At 69.3% G+C, this 15,306-nt stretch carries 16 protein-coding genes and 1 pseudogene; 16 read left to right on the top strand and 1 reads right to left on the bottom strand.

Translation table 11 applies throughout. From position 1 onward, the window contains the following. Positions 1 to 3 precede the first annotated feature (3 nt). From ADK41_RS01290 to ADK41_RS01265, 6 genes are all read left to right on the top strand, one after another. Complete coding sequence (locus ADK41_RS01290; RefSeq protein WP_030819317.1) at positions 4 to 471, top strand: hypothetical protein; 468 nt, start codon at positions 4 to 6, stop codon at positions 469 to 471. A 162-nt stretch (positions 472 to 633) separates the two neighbouring features. Then, on the top strand, positions 634 to 1,062 hold the full coding sequence (locus ADK41_RS01285; RefSeq protein ID WP_030819319.1) for a hypothetical protein: 429 nt from the start codon (positions 634 to 636) through the stop codon (positions 1,060 to 1,062). Between the two features lie 249 nt (positions 1,063 to 1,311). After that, entirely contained in the window at positions 1,312 to 1,818 is a 507-nt protein-coding gene (locus ADK41_RS01280; protein WP_030819321.1) for a hypothetical protein, read from the top strand. A gap of 221 nt (positions 1,819 to 2,039) precedes the next feature. After that, positions 2,040 to 2,348 carry a hypothetical protein gene (locus tag ADK41_RS01275; RefSeq protein WP_234318529.1) on the top strand — a complete coding sequence of 103 codons (309 nt, stop codon included), beginning with the start codon at positions 2,040 to 2,042 and terminating at the stop codon, positions 2,346 to 2,348. Beyond that, a complete protein-coding gene (locus tag ADK41_RS01270) occupies positions 2,341 to 3,114 on the top strand; it encodes a GP88 family protein (protein WP_158717621.1) in 774 nt (257 codons plus the stop codon). Before ADK41_RS01275 ends, ADK41_RS01270 begins: the two co-directional genes overlap by 8 nt. Before the next feature lie 266 nt (positions 3,115 to 3,380). Beyond that, positions 3,381 to 4,739, top strand: a complete 1,359-nt coding sequence (locus tag ADK41_RS01265) for a hypothetical protein (protein WP_030819326.1) — start codon at positions 3,381 to 3,383, stop codon at positions 4,737 to 4,739. Positions 4,740 to 5,137: 398 nt separating this feature from the next. On the opposite strand, the gene ADK41_RS01260 is transcribed toward ADK41_RS01265, so the two are convergent. Continuing rightward, a complete protein-coding gene (locus ADK41_RS01260) occupies positions 5,138 to 6,709 on the bottom strand; it encodes an ADP-ribosylglycohydrolase family protein (protein WP_051842842.1) in 1,572 nt (523 codons plus the stop codon). Between the two features lie 330 nt (positions 6,710 to 7,039). On the opposite strand from ADK41_RS01260, the pseudogene ADK41_RS01255 reads away from it, so the two are divergent. The 10 genes and pseudogenes from ADK41_RS01255 to ADK41_RS01210 all read left to right on the top strand — a co-directional run. Continuing rightward, positions 7,040 to 7,513, top strand: a pseudogene (locus ADK41_RS01255) (HU family DNA-binding protein); the annotation flags it as partial. An 87-nt stretch (positions 7,514 to 7,600) separates the two neighbouring features. Then, positions 7,601 to 8,407: a hypothetical protein gene (locus tag ADK41_RS01250; protein WP_030819332.1), complete on the top strand. Its 807-nt coding sequence runs from the start codon at positions 7,601 to 7,603 to the stop codon at positions 8,405 to 8,407. Positions 8,408 to 8,433: 26 nt separating this feature from the next. Then, positions 8,434 to 9,204, top strand: a complete 771-nt coding sequence (locus tag ADK41_RS01245; RefSeq protein ID WP_030819334.1) for a hypothetical protein — start codon at positions 8,434 to 8,436, stop codon at positions 9,202 to 9,204. A 44-nt stretch (positions 9,205 to 9,248) separates the two neighbouring features. Then, on the top strand, positions 9,249 to 9,740 hold the full coding sequence (locus ADK41_RS01240) for a hypothetical protein (protein WP_158717622.1): 492 nt from the start codon (positions 9,249 to 9,251) through the stop codon (positions 9,738 to 9,740). Next, on the top strand, positions 9,737 to 10,342 hold the full coding sequence (locus tag ADK41_RS01235; protein ID WP_030381417.1) for a hypothetical protein: 606 nt from the start codon (positions 9,737 to 9,739) through the stop codon (positions 10,340 to 10,342). The genes ADK41_RS01240 and ADK41_RS01235 overlap by 4 nt, the downstream gene beginning before the upstream one ends. Positions 10,343 to 10,408: 66 nt before the next feature. Continuing rightward, positions 10,409 to 11,389, top strand: coding sequence for a hypothetical protein (locus ADK41_RS01230; RefSeq protein WP_053670191.1), 981 nt, complete (start codon positions 10,409 to 10,411; stop codon positions 11,387 to 11,389). Then, positions 11,386 to 11,844: a hypothetical protein gene (locus ADK41_RS01225; protein WP_033226252.1), complete on the top strand. Its 459-nt coding sequence runs from the start codon at positions 11,386 to 11,388 to the stop codon at positions 11,842 to 11,844. The genes ADK41_RS01230 and ADK41_RS01225 overlap by 4 nt, the downstream gene beginning before the upstream one ends. 67 nt (positions 11,845 to 11,911) lie before the next feature. Next, the gene (locus ADK41_RS01220; protein WP_234318530.1) at positions 11,912 to 13,273 is read left to right on the top strand and encodes a hypothetical protein; all 1,362 of its coding nucleotides are present in this window, start codon (positions 11,912 to 11,914) and stop codon (positions 13,271 to 13,273) included. Positions 13,274 to 13,295: 22 nt separating this feature from the next. Continuing rightward, entirely contained in the window at positions 13,296 to 14,606 is a 1,311-nt protein-coding gene (locus ADK41_RS01215; protein ID WP_030819342.1) for an Eco57I restriction-modification methylase domain-containing protein, read from the top strand. A gap of 129 nt (positions 14,607 to 14,735) precedes the next feature. After that, positions 14,736 to 15,284: a hypothetical protein gene (locus ADK41_RS01210; protein ID WP_030819345.1), complete on the top strand. Its 549-nt coding sequence runs from the start codon at positions 14,736 to 14,738 to the stop codon at positions 15,282 to 15,284. Positions 15,285 to 15,306 lie beyond the last annotated feature (22 nt).

Below are 15,306 nucleotides of genomic sequence, written 5' to 3'. Positions count from 1 at the left end.
TTGATGACAGCAACACAGCAGCAGTGGCGCCAGCGGTTCTCGGACCTCATCGCCGGCAACCACAGTCCTACCGGTGACCCGGTAGACGCCGGCGCGCGCCTGGTCGTGACGGACCCCGACGGGACGGAGGTCTTCCGCGCCGCTCTCGCTCGCCACCACCGCTTCGAGGACGACGGCGACCAGGTCGTGTGGATCAGGCCTCTGGTCGGCGGCCAGGACACCGGGAGCGGATACCTGTTCAACCTCAGCCTGACTCGGCGGCGATCTCTTCCGGTGGTACGGGCCGACCTCGTGGCCGACGGGGTGGAGATAGACCTGGCCTCGGGGCAGAAAGCGCGGATAGAGCCGGCCGACGGCCCTGAGCTTGAGGAGCTGATCCGCTGGGACGACTTCACCAACCGTCTCACCCCCGAGGAGGACACCGCACTCGGGCGGCTGGACGCCGACTCCTGGCACGGACGCTATGCGTGAGCGGCCTCCTCGCCGCTGCCGAAGGGCGGCCGCGGGGCGTGTTGGCATGATGTCCTCGCGGCCCGACAGCCGAGAGATGACCGGCCGGCCCCGAAACCGGGACCGCCGGCCTGGACGACGTAGACGCATGTGCGCCGGACCGCACTCGAGAGGAGGAGAACCATGGCAGATCGAGCACACCCGGTGACTCAACAACGGCACGCTGCCCTGCGGAGCCCACTGCCAGAACACGAGCGCGACCTTCCCGTCGACGTGCACTGGCTGCGTCGGCGCGCCAAGCTGTTCTCGGCCGTGTCCGGGCGCGAGTTCCACCTCGTCACTGACCTCGCGGCGTACGCCTCGGTCAGCGGCATGCCCTACCTCTCGCACTATGCCGCCCAGGTGTATCGGGGCCCGAAGTCCGCACGGTTGAAGGTTCCGTTGATGGCCATGAACCTCGGGCTGGTGACCACGCGCGAGGAGGCCGATCGCGCGCTGGCGCACGAGACCATGCACCTGGTCGTTCCTTCGTACGGACACAAGACGGCCGCCTTCGCCCGGGCTCAGCTCCTGCTCGACAAGGTCGGACAGCTCGCCGCCGCGCCTGCGTAGGTCACGTCCTCTCGAGCCGGCCGGCTATGCCGCTGCCTACGTGTACGACTCCCTATGGGTGCAGCGACTGGCCGGCCACCCCTTCCCCCTGGATATTGCTTATTCTCGTTTCAATGTGTAGTGTCATGTCTGTCGGGCGGGCGCTGCCGCCGACCGGAGCCGCTGTTCGCGGCCTTCGAATCAAGCCCCGGTGACCACGACGCACGTGCCAGCGTGCAATCCACGGGCCCAATCCACCTCGGAGACCCCATGCCGAGCACCATGAGGAAGCCGTTCAACTACGTCGAGACCGCCGCCGTACAGGCCGCAGTGAAGCGCGCACGGACCGGTCAGGCCGGCCAGGTCGGCCCGGACCCGGCCCTCCACAGCGAGGACGCCGAGCTGCGCTGGGTGGAGGCAGTGCTCCGCCACCGCCTCTCACTCCACTCCTTCGACCGCCCGGTCGGCATCCGCGCCCAGAACGACGACACGCATCCGCTCGTCGCGAATGGCCGGCACTTCCCCGCGGTCGCGCTCACCATCCCCTTCGCGGACAGGACGCTGGACTTTCTCGCGACCTACAACGACCGCGGCCGCCTCACCTTCGATGTCATCGCCCCGTGCGCCCAGTGCGGCAAGCCGGTGCCCACCGAGGAGATCAACTCCCTGGAGGACTTGGGCGACTACCTCCTCCAGGCGCGCGACACGCTCGGAGGATCCCCCCGCCTCCGCACCTCCCCGGCGCACGCCAGCGCCTGCCCCGCGCGCGGCAACTGACCGCGCTTCCCCCTTTTCCCTGGCGCCCCCGGCTGTATCAGCCGGGGGCGCCCTGCATGGAGCGGTCCCTCACCATGACGACAACCATTCCTCCCGCCGGCGCCGACAAAGAGCCCGGGCGGGCCGAACCGGGCCCAAAGCCCGTCCCTGACTCGCACGGCCCCTTCGGCCGGGTGGTCACCGCCCCCGGAAACGCCGCGACGGGGGCGTCATCCCCGTGGGTGACGTGGCTGCTGTTCATGGTCCCGCTGTACATCGCTGAGTTCCGAGAGGTCTCAGAGCCCGACATCGAGCGTCTCGCGGCGCGGGCGGTCGACCTGATTGCCAGCCACGGTGACGACGCCCAGTACGGCGGCCACCACCAGCGCAGCGCGCGCACGGCCATCGCTCAGGGGCTCGCCGTGCTCGCGCGGGCCGACGGCGGAGTGACCGCGCTCGGGATCCACGCGTGCGTCCGCCCGCACTTCGACTGCCCCGGCGGTTCACCCGCCCACGTCACTCTGCCGACGAGGAATGATCACAATGCCTGAGAGCACGAGCACGCCCGGCCGCACCGCACGTAAATGGCTCCTCACTCAGAACTCCGATCTGAGGAGGATTGGCGTCTTCAACTGGACGCTTCCCGCATTCGTCATCGAATTGCCCGACGGGAGCCACTTCAACGTCTGCCCTCAGGCAGGTGTTTGCGCCCAGCTGTGCTACGCCAGGGTCGGCACGTACAGGTTCAAGAATGTACGCGCAGCGCACATTCGGAATCTCCTTCTCTGCCGGGACACTCCGGAGGAGTTCGAGAGGCAGATGACGGAGGAGCTGAGACACAAGCGGTACGTCGGCAAGTGGATTCGCGTACACGATTCAGGCGAGTTTTTTTCCGACGATTACCTTCTCACCTGGATGCGCATCATGCGCAACTCACCGGGCGTGCGCTTCTACTGCTACACCAAGGAGATCAGCCGTTTCAAGCGGCTCGTCGTGAACGACGCGCCGGACAACTTCCTCTGGTGCTACAGCCTCGGAGGGAAGGAGGATCACCTTATCGACCTGAATACCGAAAGGCATGCGGACGTCTTCCCCGACGTGGAAGCGCTGATCGCCGCCGAATACACCGACCAGACAGAGTCGGACCTTTTGTCGGTCCTCAGCGAGTCCCCTCTCGTCGGAATCCCGGCGAACCGGATTCCTCACCTTCTCAAGAAACAGGGGCGGGAGACCTTCGGCAGTCTTCAGCGAGCGCGCGACGAGAAGCTGCGCGCGAAGAACGAACGTGCGGGCCAGAGGTTCGCGCTGGCGCACTAAAATCCCGCGGGGGTGTCTTCGGGGCCGGGTGGACATACGCCCGGCCCCGAAGACACCCCCGCCGGCGTGCGGCGGCATCACCCGCGGGCACGTTGCGTATTGTTCTCTCGGGATGTACTTTAGTGCCTCCCCCTGCGCGATCGAGGGCCGGCGCCGTCTTAGAACCGATGATGCTGGCTCCACCTCGAGTTCGACCGACCAGGTCCCCACCCGCGGGACCATGACCACGGCCTGCGGGTCCACTGCCGGTCCGACAAGGAGTAACGGTGATTCCCGCCGACGCAGATGAACTGGTGACTACACAGGACATCGCGGAGAAGTACCAGGCCAACGAGGCCACGGTGACCTACTGGACCACGCTCCCGGGCTTCCCAGAGGGCTGGCCCGCCGGCCCTGGGCGGACCCTGGTGCGCGAAGCAGCTGAGGTGGACGCCTGGCTGAAGGAAAACCTCCCGGTCCACTGGGCGAAAGGGCAAGACTCGGACAACCCGTTCGGCCTGCCCGCCGGCGGCCCGAAGGACCTGGTGACTCTGTCGGACATCTGTGCCTGGGAGGGCAAGGCTCTCGGGCGGTCGGAGCCAGTGCCGGAAGGCACCCTGCGCAGTTACATGTCCAAGAAGCCGCCGAAGATGCCCGGCCCTGACCGCGTGCCCGGAGACGGGAAGACGCCGGAGGTCACGGAGCGGATGTGGTTTCGCGAGACGGCCTACGCGTTCGTGAACCGTCCGCGGCGCATGCGCCGGCAGACGAAGGCCGAGGAACCGCCGGCCGGCGAGCAGACCCCTGCAGCCGGCAGCGCGCTGCCCAGCCGTTCAGCCACCGCGCGCACGGGGCACCTGGACGCCCATGCCATCGCAACCACGTACGGCGTCAGCGGGCAGACGGCCCGGGGGTGGATCCGCGCTGCAGGATTCCCCGAGGCCGGCGAGCACGGCTACAGCGCGGCCGAGGTGGATGAGTGGATGCGCGAGAATCGCCAGCGGACTTGGGCCAAGGCTCAGCGCCGCGCAGAGCTGTCCGGCCAGGCGTGGGCCGGATCATCGGCAACCGACGAGGACGCCGCCGTCCAGAGGGAGCTCGCCGAGCCGACGGCTTCGGCGGAGCCGGCCACCGAGGCGCAGGGCGACCGGGCGCAGCTCACCGCAGAGATGATCGGTCCGCGGTATGGCGTTTCCGAGTACACCGGCCTCCAATGGACCAACGTCAAGGAGAAGCGCGAGGGCGGCAAGGTCGTTCGCCAAGCCTTCCCGGCGCCGCGGCGCACGCAGCCGCGTACATATGACGAGCGCGAGGTCGACGCGTGGGTCGAGAAGCACCGTCCGCATGTCTGGGCGGCTTTCAAGGGCACCGGGCCGGCGCTGGTCCATGAACTGCCCGAAGGGGATCCACGGGACCTGCTGGACATCAACGACTTCGCCGAGGTGCTGGGCATGGCCACCCGTGGCGAGGCCCTCGCACGCGAGACGGTCCACGCCTACCACGCCCGGGGGCAAATCCCGTTTGCCGACCGGACTGCGGATGACGGCAAGAAGCCTCGGGTCTTCCAAGATCATTGGTACCGCGAGACGGTCTACAGGTTCGTCCTCAGCCGCAGGGGGCCCGGCCGCTTCGGCCCCAGGAGCTAGGAGGCCTCCGTTGCCTCGTCCCGTGGAGCGTGTACCTGCTCGTGACCGAGTCGCTGAGCCGGCCTGGATTCCGGTCGGCAGGGCAGACGGCCACGGAAGCGCGAGAGCCCGCCAGTCAGACGACTGGCGGGCTCTCGGCTTTCGCGTGCTGCTGCATGCGGCCGTGCCAAGGTGAGGTCCGATCGGGGACCCGGCTGCGATGTCCTGCGTAACGACGGGGGCTCGGCAAGAGCCGTGATGCGGTAGGTCCTTTCGCGGCCTGCCTCATGCGTCGTTCCCGTCCGCTCGGGGTGACCGTCACCAGTTCAGTTTCTGTCCTAGGCAGGGACGTCGCCCATAAGGCGCCGCTGGGCGCGGTCTCCGGGTGGAGGCCGCGCCCAGCCGTATGGCGCCCCGGGTCAGGTGCGCTTCCGGAAGAAGCGGCGGCGAGGGCGGGGCTTCGGCGGGTTCGGCGGCTGCCCTGCCAGCTCGTAGACGGCGTTGTGGAGCTGCGGGTGCGCCAGGAGGGTCCAGTGCTTGTCCAGGGCCGCCCAGACTTCTGTCAGGGCGGTGCGGGGGTCGGTTCCCAGGAGCGTGCTGTAGGCGGCCGCCACGGCGGGGGTGCGCGAGCGGCCCGCAACGCAGTGGACGAAGACCCGCTTGCCCTCCTTGCGGAGGCGGAGAATCTGGCGTGCCGCCTGGTCGAGGGCGTAGTGAAGGTTGGGGTTCTCGCCTTCCTTGTCGACCAGCCAGACGCGGACGTGCTCGACGTCGGCGTGGGAGAAGATCGGCCCCTGTCCGACGCGGCACAGAGACACGACCGCATCGACCGGCGGTGCGCCAGCGAACTCGGTCATGGGGAGGTTGCCGAGCAGGACGCCAGGATCGGCGGGGTGCCGCGCGACGTAGCCCTTTCCGGCGTAGCCGGGGATCTTGACGCGCGGGGCCGAGGGCCAGCCGTCACCGTCGTCCATGCCCTTGCGGGCGGTCAGGACGGCCAGGCGGACGAGATCGGGGCCGGACATCGTGGGCCAGCCGTTCACGGCCTGCTGCCAGGCGAGGGGGATGGCCGAGACTCCCCAGCGCGCGCCCAGGAGGGCGCCTGCGATCGCGGCTACGGTGTCCGTGTCGTTGCCCGCCCGGACGGCCGCTTCGGTGGCGAGCTGGAAGTGCTGGGCGGGGAACGATCCACGCTCCGGTGCCAGCTCGGGAACGGGCGTGCGGGTGATTGCGGACCACGCGGCCTGGAGGGCGGTGACGACGTACCCGTTGCGGTCCCAGTGGTGCGGCGGGTTCGCCTCCGCCTCGTCCAGCCTTGCGTGCCAGATCTCCTGCCGGTCCTCGGGAAGCAGCGCGATGCCGTCACGGACGCCGTCGAAGGTTCCTTCCAGCACAGCGACCCGGATGCCTGAGCACCACAGGATGCACGCCTCGATGCACTCGGGGTCGCTGTGGGTGAGGGAGCTGATCATGGTCGCGGCCCTGATCATTCCGTCAACGTCGTCCAGGTAGGCGAGGGCGACGACGCCGGTCCGCATCAGCGAGCCGTTGCCCGCGCTGAACCGGGTGCGGGCGGTGTAGGCGTCAGCTTCCGCCGTCATGGCCTGGGCGGGCGTGCCCGTCTTGTGGGTTTTCGCAGCGCGGAGCACGCTGCTGGTCTGGTTCCCGATGTCGGTGGCGCCGCCGTCGCGCCAGCGGTGGAAGTTGCGGGCGATCTGGTCGAGTGCGGTCGGGCTGGTGAGGTCCGTGCCGGTGGACGCGACGGCGGCGATGCACACGTGCATCTGGGTGTCGTCGGAGTATTCACCGGGCTTATAGGGGCCCAGGCCGCCGCCGATCATGGCGGGTCGTTCCTCGGCGCCCAGTCGGCGGGCGAACTCGTAGGGCACGCCGAGGGCGTCACCGCACGCAGCACCGAGGAGGACGCCGGCTGCGCGGTCGGTGGCGTGAACGTTGAGCGGGTGCGCCGCCGGGGTCAGGGTGGGGGTCATGAAGTCAACGGGCTTCGTTTTCACGGGTGTTCTCCCGAGGTCATGTGCTACGTGCGTGGTCTGAGGAGGGCGGGGGCGGGGAGCGCGGCGTCAACTCGCCTCGCGCTCAGACCCGCTGTCGCTACGTCAGAATGGCACGACCGAACGACTTTCGTCAACATGACGATTAGCGTTGCGTGTTTTTTTTTCAATGTGTACTGTGATTGCTGTCGGAGGCGCTCGGACCGTCCTGGGTGACGCGCCCCCGTTCCTTTCGTCGGCACCGCGCCCTGAATGTCAGCGGCCCTATGTCCGGCATCGAAGTGCACGCCCACCTACAGGAGTTCTGTCATGAACAAGGCCCAGCTCATCGACGCGATCGCGGACAAGATGGGCGGCCGCCAGCAGGCCGCCGACGCTGTCGACCACGTGCTCGACGCCATCGTCCGCGCTGTCGTTGCCGGAGATCGCGTCTCCGTCACCGGATTCGGCTCGTTCGAGAAGGTCAGCCGACCGGCCCGCTACGCCCGCAACCCCCAGACCGGCGAGAGGGTGCTGGTCAAGAAGACCTCCATCCCCCGCTTCCGGGCCGGGCAGGGCTTCAAGGACCTGGTCAGCGGCGCCAAGAAGCTCCCCAAGGGCGAGGTCTCCGTCAAGAAGGCCCCCAAGGGAAGCCTCACCGGCGGCGCCCCCGCCGTGATGAAGAAGGCAACGGTCAAGAAGGCCGCCCCGAAGAAGGCGGGAGCAGCGGCCAAGAAGACGGGCCCGGCCATGAAGGCCGGGGCGAAGAAGCCCGTCAAGACCTCCTCCAAGAAGGCGCTCGCCTGATCAGCCGTTGCCGGGTCCCACCCTCCCGGCGTTCCTGCTCGACGGCCGGGCGCTGATGCGCCCGGCCGGACCGGAGAGATCCTGATGAACTACCTCGTGATCGACGGCGCCCGCGTCGTCTCTGCTCACCGAACTCTGGCCTCTGCCCGCTCATCGGAGCAGCAGGGGCTCGGGTCCAGCACCGAACCCGGCCCACTGCTGGACGGCGAACCGGCATGGTGGTCGCGGACTCGGCGAAACGGCGATGTCGCTGAGCTCGGCATCCTTCGGAGCGAGGCGACCGAGCTCGGCTTCCGCTTCGAACTGCGCGCCTGCCAGGCCCCGGCCGGCTCTTGCCGTCATAGCCCATGCGGCACCTACACCACGTGGGCCGTGAGCCGCTGCTACGAGCTGCTCAGCAAGCTCGCCGCGTTCGTTCCCCTGTCGTGGATCTGGGTCGGCAAGCGCAGCGACGACCCTCGCGGCGACGCCCCGCAGTTCCTCGCCGAGGGCTGGGCCCTCATCGACCGCCTGACCGCAGAGATGCAGGAATCCCTGCGGGTCGTCGAGTTGTTGCCGGCCGACACCCGAACCCTGGACGAGCGAGCCCAGGCAGCTCACGCCCTTGTCGTACGGTTCCTGGCGGGGCATTTCGGCCCCGCGCCCGAACCGGAGTCCGTTCTTGTCCGGCCGGTCCTCCACGGCCAGGACCTGCACCTGCACCCGTTCTCAGCGGACCTTCCCATCTGCGGCGCCGTCTTGTCGGGCCGTGGCACTGACGCCACCGGCGCCGAACTGAACGCACACACCTGTGACCAGTGCTTCGGGCGCGCCCCCATCGACCCGCCCCCGGTTCTCACCGCCGCCGAGTACGAGGCGTGGACCGCGTACATCCACCAGTCCGGCTCGTGACCGGCGAATCGAGGAGGACTCCCCTCGTGTCCGAGGATTCAGCCGCCGTGCGCACCAACTCGCCCAAGCAGCAGGCACTTCGCCTGCTCCGCCGCAGGTCCTTCAGGGCCGGATACCTGGCGCAAGTGATCGATCTTGCCGTACGGGAGGTGGTCCGTAGCCAGTTCGACGAACCCGACGAGCGCGAAGCGACCCAAGTCCAGCAGCGGCTGACCCGCTACGCCGCGAACGGGCAGCCCGGCGCCACCGAGCTGGCCCGCGCCATGCTGGACGTCAAACACGCCATAGACCTTGTGCGGCACGGGCACTACCGAGCTACCACCGTTCCCGAGAGCGGACCCGCCACAACCGTCTCAGCGGAACAACTGCTTGAGCTGATCACCGAGGCCGGCCGTGACCGCGTGCTCGCGGCGCAGGGCGGAGCACTGGTTCTCCTCGCCGAGGACGAGGAGACCAGCACCGTCTACCGACCGGTGTCCGCAGCAGAGGCGAATGCACTGCGGCAGGCAGCGCGGAGCGCCAAAGAGGAGGCGATCCGCCTCTACGAAAGTGCAGTTGAGACGCTGCGACCGCACGTACGCATGGCCGACTGGAGCAAGAACGACGGTTACGGAGTCGCCGTCGACGTGGCGAACGGAGAAGTGTCGGTGCAGTGGTGGCCGGCCTCGCTGCCCGAGTCCCAGGAGCTGTGGGAGCGGGGCGGAATCCGGGCGCTCTGCGCGGCGCTGCTGTCAGCCAGGTTCACCGTGTCCGAACGAAATGAAAGGGCACCCCACCCCATCATGTTGCGTATTTAGGTTTCAATGTGTAATATGGTGTTGTCTGGTTGATCAGCCGTCCTATGCCTCGCAGCCCGTACGTCGGTCCTCGCCGGCGCCATGAGGGCGGCCGCCAGGCCACCGCACAGCTGCGCGGCGAATCCCGCAGCCTCATCTCACCGCCCCGGGCCGCCGAATCGCCCGCCTCGTACTGGGAGACCGCCATGGGTATGAGCAGCCCCCACCCGCGCCGGACGCCGCCCCTCGACACCCTCAGAGAACTGGTGCCGGGCGCCGAGCTCATCAAGGTCCGCGCCAACCCCAACAACTGGGACCAGGCCATGCTCCTCGCCGCGTACACCTGGCCGCAGCACCAGGGCGACCGCCTGGTCCCCCTCGAACACGGCGCCTACCCCGACGACTCGCACCACACCGCACTGACCATCGGCGAGTTCCTCAGCCGGTACCGGCAGCTCCCCGTCGTGCGTGTGCTCCAAGCCAGCGCCGCCGCCTACACCTTCCTCGTCGAACTCGCCCGCCCCTCCTGGGAGCTCTCCGGCGGTGATTCCCAGTGAGCGCCCCGGCGATCCCCGCAACGTGCGCGCACCGCCCCACCCACGGGGGTCTGGTGGTCCCGTACGTCTCGTTCGAGCACAACGGACTGCCGGTCTTCGGCGGCCTCGACCCGGGCAAGCGAGCCCGGGCCTTCGAGAACGGCCTGTGCCAGATCTGCGAAAGCCCTCTCGGGCGGTGGTTCTACGTGCTGGTCCGTCCAATGGACGTGAGCGTCGGGCACGCGCCAGAACCGGGACTCCACCCGCCGTGCCTGATGTATTCGGAGAAGGCGTGCCCGATGCTCAACGGCACCAGCGCCACCTACCGGCCGGGCGGCGTCATCGCCCAGCACCCGGCGGGCCGCCCGTGCGACGACCCGGCCTGTTCCTGCCCAGCGACGGCCCCCACAGCGGAATCCCAGGTGCGGGCCGGGCGCAAGGCCGACGACTGGGACGCCTGGATGCTCTCAGCAGACCAGTACGAGCTGCGCCGAGACGCCCACAGCACCGCCGTGGGCATCCAGCTTCCTTCCGACCCCAAGCGCATCCGCCGCGTGCGGATCTCCCCCGAGCGCGAGCGCGGCCTTGCCCTGATCACAGCGCTCCTGGAACTGGGCGCGTAGCCCTCCCCCTTCCATGCCCGGCGGGCCCGCCCATGCCCGCCGGGCGCTGCACCAACGAGGATGACCATGCTTGCTGAGCGCTTCCGCCCCTCCGACATCGAAAGCCTGGTGCGCATCGCCGGCACCCTGGCCCACTCACCGTCCGCGGCTGAACTGCCGCCGCACTACCGTGAGCTCGCCCAGCGCGTTCACGCCGAGATCGTCGCCGAAGCCGCCGGCCGCCGGTCCCCGGCCTCCTCCGCACTCCTGGGGCCCCGCCCGGGCGAGCAGGTCTGGATGCTGCGCATCTGGACCCGCCACGAGGACACCACGGAGCCGTACGCCACGAAGGGCGCCGCGCTCGCGGAGCTCGCCGCGCACGTGCGCAGCAGCTGGGACAACGTAGGCGGCCAGGGCGACGTGCCGGAAGAGCCTCCGGCCGACGACGCTGAGGCCATCGACCTCTACTACGGCCCCGACGGCGACGCGGTGCCCGATCAGGGCTACGAGCTGTATCCCGAGGAGATCAGACGGCAGCAGCGCTCGCGGACAGTACCCCTGAACTTCCACTTTCCCGACGACGTGACAGCCGAGGCCCTCAACCGCCGCGCGGTCTTCTACGCCGCCGACGACGACGGACCGTCGTGCAGCGAGGTGGCTGGCGTACTCGTCTTCGGCTACCTGGACGCCAAGGACGGCGTCGTGCGGGTCTCGGTCCACACCGACAGCGCCGACCCCGAGCACGTCGTCCGGCCGGACGGGACCGTGCCGCTGCGCGTCGTCGTCGACGACACCGTCGTCTTCGACGACAGCAACCACCACGCCCCGCACCCCCCTGTGCTGGAGCAGCTCCTGGACGCGGCCGACCCGGAGCAGGAAGCGGTGGTCTACTCGCTGGCGGTCTCGGCGGGGCTGATGTGGAGCTGCCCGAGGTGCCGGTGGCCCAACCCGCGGGCGACGGAACGGTGCGCACGCCCCGGCTGCGGACGCAAAGCCAAGGCGGTGGCGATCGATTCGCAGGCAGCCGCACTCCCGGCGCCGACTCTCGCGCTGGAGGGACCGCGATGACCGTCAAGACCTATCCGCCGGCGCCCAAGCACCTCCGGGCCGCGTGCGCTCACCCTCAGGGGCACCTCACGTCACACGGCAGCCGTGCAACGCTCCAGGCCTACCTGGACGACGGCCTGGTCTACCGCAACGACGCCGACGGCTACCGGCTGCCAGCGGAGACGGCGCAGGCGCACGGCGTCGGACCGTACGTCATCACCGGCGCCGGGCGGCGGGCGATCCTGAACGAATCGCAGTTGGCGGCCATCGATTCCGCTGACGAGGACGGCGCGCTGCGGAACGTCAGCTGGCCCACCGCCGCCGCCCTCGCCCGCCTCGCCCTCGTCGAGTACCGGGACGCCACCGGCACCCCGCAGCCCACCGACGGCGACGACGGCCGCACTGGCCCGAAGCACCGGCCTTTCCTCACCCCGGCGGGCGTCGAGGCCGCACGCGCCTCGAAACCCCAGCCCTGATTCCCCGCTCCCCCGGTGGGTGCGGCCTCCCCGCCGCACCCGCCCTGGTCTCCGCAGGTACGCGCCCATGACTTCCCTCACCCTGTTCGATCCCGACCTCGACGAGGCCAGCCTCACAACGTCGCCCGGCGGGGCGGCTCCGGCCGAGGTTGCCTCCGCGGAGGCTCTGCAATCCTTCCGCGCGACGAAGCACAAGTCGCTGAACTTCGGTCTCGGCGTCGACTCGACGGCCCTGGTCCTGGCGATCATCGACGATCCAACCGCCTTCGGGATCGCCGAGGACTTCTCCGACTTCTCGATCGTGACGGCGATGACCGGGTTCGAGTTTCCCGACACGATCGCCGACGTCGAGAGCCACGTTCTCCCGCTGCTCCGGAGTAAGGGCATCCGGTACACGCAGGTCGCGCGGGCCGGGCGTCAGGACTCGGCAGGCGTCGAGGTCCTCTCCGACACCACGAGCCCTGGCAAGGTGTTCGGTAAGGGCCCGTGGACGCTCATGGACGAGCTGGAGGAGAACGGCACGGTCCCCCAGTACGCCGGCGGTCACGTATGCAGCCAGAAGCACAAGGCCTTCCCGATCGACCGCCTCCAGCTCAAGCGGTCGGGCGGGCAGACCGTCGGCAAGCTCTTCGGTTACAACGCCGACGAGCACAAGCGCGCGGTCAAGGCCAACAAGTTCCAGGCCGAGCGCAACCAGACGGCGGGCTACGAGACCTTCGCCCTGGACTACCCGCTGCTCAGGCTCGGCTGGTCTCGTCAGGACGTGCAGGGCTACGTGAAGAACCGCCTCGGGATTGACATGGCCAAGTCATACTGTCCAGTATGCCCGTTTTCTGGGGTGTGCTCACCTCAGCCGGATCACCTGAAGCGGCTGCGGAAGTACCCCGGCCTCGCGGCGCGCGTGCTGCGTCTGGAGTACCTGTCGATGGCCCTGAACGACAACATGTCCCTCTACAAGGACGACACCCTGTTCAGGCGGGTCACCGACGACCAGAACACCGAGGCGATCGGTCGGTTCAACGCTCGGCTGGACGAGGAGCCGTGGGCGGTCTACCGGTTGCAGCGCGCCTACACCGCTGGCCGTCGACCCGAGTGCAAGACCGCACACGGCAACCGCTGCGCCAAGCCGGAGTGCCGCGACAGCAGCTTCAAGGGCACCGTCTACCGGTCGGTGAAAACCGTCCGCACCGGCAGCCGCGCCGAAGTCGGCACCTTCCTGCACAACGCCGCCACGGCCCTCAACCGACCGGTTGAGCACTCCACGAGGGCCCACGGCGTCGGCATCGACCGCGTCCGCACTCGCGTCCGCCCGGACCCCAAGGTCTACGGCACGGTCGAGGACTTCTACGTGACCGCCCCGGCTGGCGTGCAGGACAAGGCCCGCGACGGCTTCGCCAAAGTGTGGGCCGCGATGACCGCCGGCCAGTAGACCACCGCCCCTGCGAGGAGAGATGACCACGCGCACCCTGCCCCCCGCCGCCTACGACAAGGTCACCGCCACGGTCGGGCGCGACACTGGCGAGCAGCGCACGGCGACCCTCTGGACCCATGCTGCGGCCCTCGTCCGGCACGCTCATGACCACGGCCTGGCCCCGACCGACGACCGCCCGGCGGGCCCGGACGGCCTGCTCAAGTCCCTGGAGAGCCTCGCCGACTGCCACCCCTCCCTGGCCCCGCTCGCCGATCCGGCCGTACTGCCGCTGTGGGAGCAGCCGCTCAACGCCACCGCCTGGGCCGCCATCGAGGAGTTCTGGGATCGGCACCCCGCCCTCGAAGACGAGCACCGCGTGGACGGCTACGCCCTCGGCGACACCTACCAGCTGCTGTCCGAGGAGGCCCGCAAGGGGCGGGCCCTGTGCCAGACGCCGCCCTGGGTCGCCCGACTCCTGCTGCGTCTGTCGCTGGAGCCTGCCATGGAGGAGTGGGGGCCGGCCAACGTCCGGATGATCGACCCCGCCTGCGGGACCGGGCACATCGCCGTCGCCGCGTTCCACATGACCCGCGTTCCGCCAGTCCGCGGCCGCCGGCCCGCCCCGGTTGGGCACGGGCCGCAGGCAGTCGAGCGTGCTCTGGCAGCGGTGACGGGCGTGGACCTCGACGCGTACGCCGTGGCGCTGACCGCCTACCGCCTTCTGGCCAGCTCGGCGTCCGTCCTCGGCGTGAGCCTGGACCGCGTCCCGGCGTCGTGGCCCGTCAACGTGACCGCCGCCGACTCCCTGCTGGACCGCACCGAGCCCCTGCTGGCCGCTGGCACGTACCACGCGTGCGTAGCCAACCCGCCTTACATCACCCCGAAGGACCCCGTCGTCCGCGACCAGGTCCGCGCCGCGTACCCGCAGGTTGCGGCCGGCAAATACTCACTGGCTCTGCCCTTTACCGCGCTGATGCTCGAGCACCTGGCTGTCCCGGACGGCTTCGTGGCGCAGCTGACCGCGAACTCGTTCATGAAGCGGGAGTTCGGCAGGCGGTACGTCACGGAGTTCCTTCCCCGCTTCGACGCGCGCTGGATCATCGACACCTCCGGGGCCTACATCCCCGGTCACGGGACGCCCACCTGCATCCTCGTTCACCGAGCCCGTCCGCCGGTCGGCGACACGGTCACGGTGGTCCGGGGCAACCGCGGGGAGCCGCACATTCCAGAGGACCCCGCGCAAGGGCTGGTCTGGAGAGCGATCGAGGAAGCGGTCGACAGCCGGCTGGCCTGGGACCGGTTCCAAGCGGGTGCGGACCTCGCGCGGCGCGACGGAGGCGACACCGCCTAGGTGTTGCGTATCCTCATTTCAATGTGTACTGTCATTCTCAGGTCGGGCCAACGCCCCGCCTCGCCAAACCACTTGACGAGCGCCGCTCCAGGCGTCGCGCCGTCTCAGCGCATCCGGGGACTGATACAGATGAAGCGGAACAAGCCGCTCATAAAGCGCCGCAAGGCGGGAACGCAGTACATGCGGCGGAGACCGTACCGGTGGCAGGTAAGGTCCACTGGCCACTGGGTGCTGGCCGTGCCTCAGGCGTTCGTCGGGACCAGCCAGACCGTCCTCGACATGACCGGAGCCGTGCCCGCGGGCGCTGACGAATCGTCCCCCGACGACCCGCGTTACGACGGCTCTATATTGCGCTGGCGGCTCGACCGCGACGGCCAGACCCAGTTCGTCTACGGGTTCTGGACATGGGGTCGGAGCCAGTCGGCCAAGGGTAAGCGCTTCTCGGCCAGGTTCCGTCTCTCTCTCCCCGCTACATCGGACGTGTACCACGTGTTCGCAGCGGAACGTCCCGCGTGCGCACGCGGGACGCGGTGCCCGCTCGCGCAGCACTGGTACACGGCTATCGAGGCCGACCTGGCGACGCACCGACCCGATCAGTGCCCGATGGGCGTGCTGAATGACGGTCCGCCCTGGCGCCTGATCGGCCGGACAGTGCCCGACGGCCGCCACATCTACTGACGCCTCAGCACAGGACACCGGG

Source organism: Streptomyces caelestis, assembly GCF_001279005.1.
In the GTDB taxonomy this organism is placed as follows: domain Bacteria; phylum Actinomycetota; class Actinomycetes; order Streptomycetales; family Streptomycetaceae; genus Streptomyces; species Streptomyces heliomycini.
The sequence above is the reverse complement of the archived record's forward strand: the minus strand, read 5'-3'. Positions and strand labels throughout refer to the sequence as shown.